Below are 1,812 nucleotides of genomic sequence, written 5' to 3'. Positions count from 1 at the left end.
GCCTGCGTGCGGTTGTGGGGGCCGATAAATGGCCCGTACAGGTCAGCGGCGTGTGGACCATCGGCTGGGCCACTCGTCGGAGGTCGGCATTGAATGCGTTCAATTCGAGCAGGCGATTCGAACGCGTTCGAAGACCGGCCCGGGCCACGGGCTCGGCACCGCGCGCGAACGCGGGCTCCGGCGGGTGGGCACCACGACCCGCCGGACCGCCACCGCCGCGGCGGCCGGAGCCCTTCTACTCGAAGCTGGTTACGCCCACGTGCTGCCGAGCATCTCTCAACCGACGTCCGACGCGGTCGAGCACTCCTCCCGCAACCCCCCGCAGAGCCCGGCCAACGCCCCGGCCTCCTGGCCGCTACGACAGTGGCCCTGACCGCCGGCGGCTCGCCTGGCTCGCCGGTGCCGACAATCTTGCGGACCTCTTCTGGGGCCTGGGCATGCTGTCCGCCGTCGTGCCGGCGGTGGGATGGGTGCTCGCTGCGCTGCTGCACGGCCAAGCAGGAGTGCTTCTCCTCGGTGCTCATCCGGTCAACGGTGACGGGTAGCAGGGCGGGGCAGGGAGTGCCTCCGCCCGTACAGGGGCCAGTAGAGGAACGGAACGTTGCGCAGATGACTGACGGATGAACATGATCGGGAGGATTACGGCATCCCTGGCAACATCCGGCTCGCACTTGTCACCCTGGGCTCCCGGTTAACTACTTGATGACTCAAAGGGATTCGACGGTGAGCCTCGGATTCGAGTGGGACTTCAGCAACGTCGTCGCCATCCTCAGTGTCGTGATCCCTCTTCTGGCGTTCGTGTGGGAGTTCGGAGTCGCCGGTCGAAAGCGGCTCGGCTACCGCGTGCAGATGGACACCCCGGCCACGGGCGCGGGCCACGCTCCGAGCGCCAACGTACTGGCGGGGATGCGGGTGGACACCAGGTCACTCAACGAGCCGTCGTTCGTCCTGATGCGGATCGAGAACGCGGGCTGGGTGGAGATCGGCGAGAGCGACTACCTCGCCCCCACCACCAACGCGACCGGCATATGGGTCACGTTCCCGCAGCGCCGGGTCGTCGGCATGGCGGTGACCGAGCTCAGCGACCCCGCACTGCGCTCCTTCTTCATCACCGAGACCCGGGCCGACGACGGCAGCACCGAGACCAGGGAGGCCTCGGGCTTCGGACACGGTGAGCAGGACGGCGCGGGCCTGATCAAGCTGCCCAAGGTGATGCTCAACAAGGGCGCCCACTACAAGGTGCTGGCGGTGCTGGAGCGTAAGCCTGGGACCTCGGGGGACGTGCCGCGGCCGGTGTTCCGGGCCGGGGTGCTCGGGGACGGGCACAACCGCTGGTTCCGCTGGCTCGGCTGGTTCGCCCGGCTCAAGATGGCCAGAACCGAGGCCCACCTCTTCGCCTCCAGACCGGCGCTGCTGGGTATCGCACTGCTGACCGCGGCGGTCCTCACCCAGGCGAGCCTGACGCTGTTCTGGCGCGAGGACCCCCCGCCGCTGGACTGCGTCGACGGCACCCTGCACCTGCACGGCTCCACGGCCTTCGCGCGCGCCCTGGAGGCCGCCGCCGAGGACTACCTCGACCGGTGCGAAGGTGCGGACGTGCGGATTCCCCTTGAGGACAATCCCTTCAAGGGCAGCACCGAAGGGGTCACCGAACTCGACCAGGCCGGCCGGGAGACCAAGGTCCCGGTCGGTGAGGGACTCGGTGACCACCTCGCCTTCACCGACGGCCTCGCCTCCGACGGCCACCCCCGGTTGATCCCCAGGCCCGTCGCCTTCTCCGTGTTCAGCATCGTCATCAACAAAGACGCGGGG

The 1,812-nt window shown here is 68.8% G+C and carries 1 pseudogene; it reads left to right on the top strand.

The annotated features are described in order from the left end of the window. Positions 1-723: 723 nt before the first annotated feature. A pseudogene (locus VXC91_RS45080) lies at positions 724-1,812 on the top strand (substrate-binding domain-containing protein); the annotation flags it as partial.

This window comes from Streptomyces chiangmaiensis (assembly GCF_036281785.1).
In the GTDB taxonomy this organism is placed as follows: Bacteria; Actinomycetota; Actinomycetes; order Streptomycetales; family Streptomycetaceae; genus Streptomyces; species Streptomyces chiangmaiensis.
Note: the sequence above shows the minus strand (reverse complement) of the source record. Positions and strands in the feature narration are given on the sequence as shown.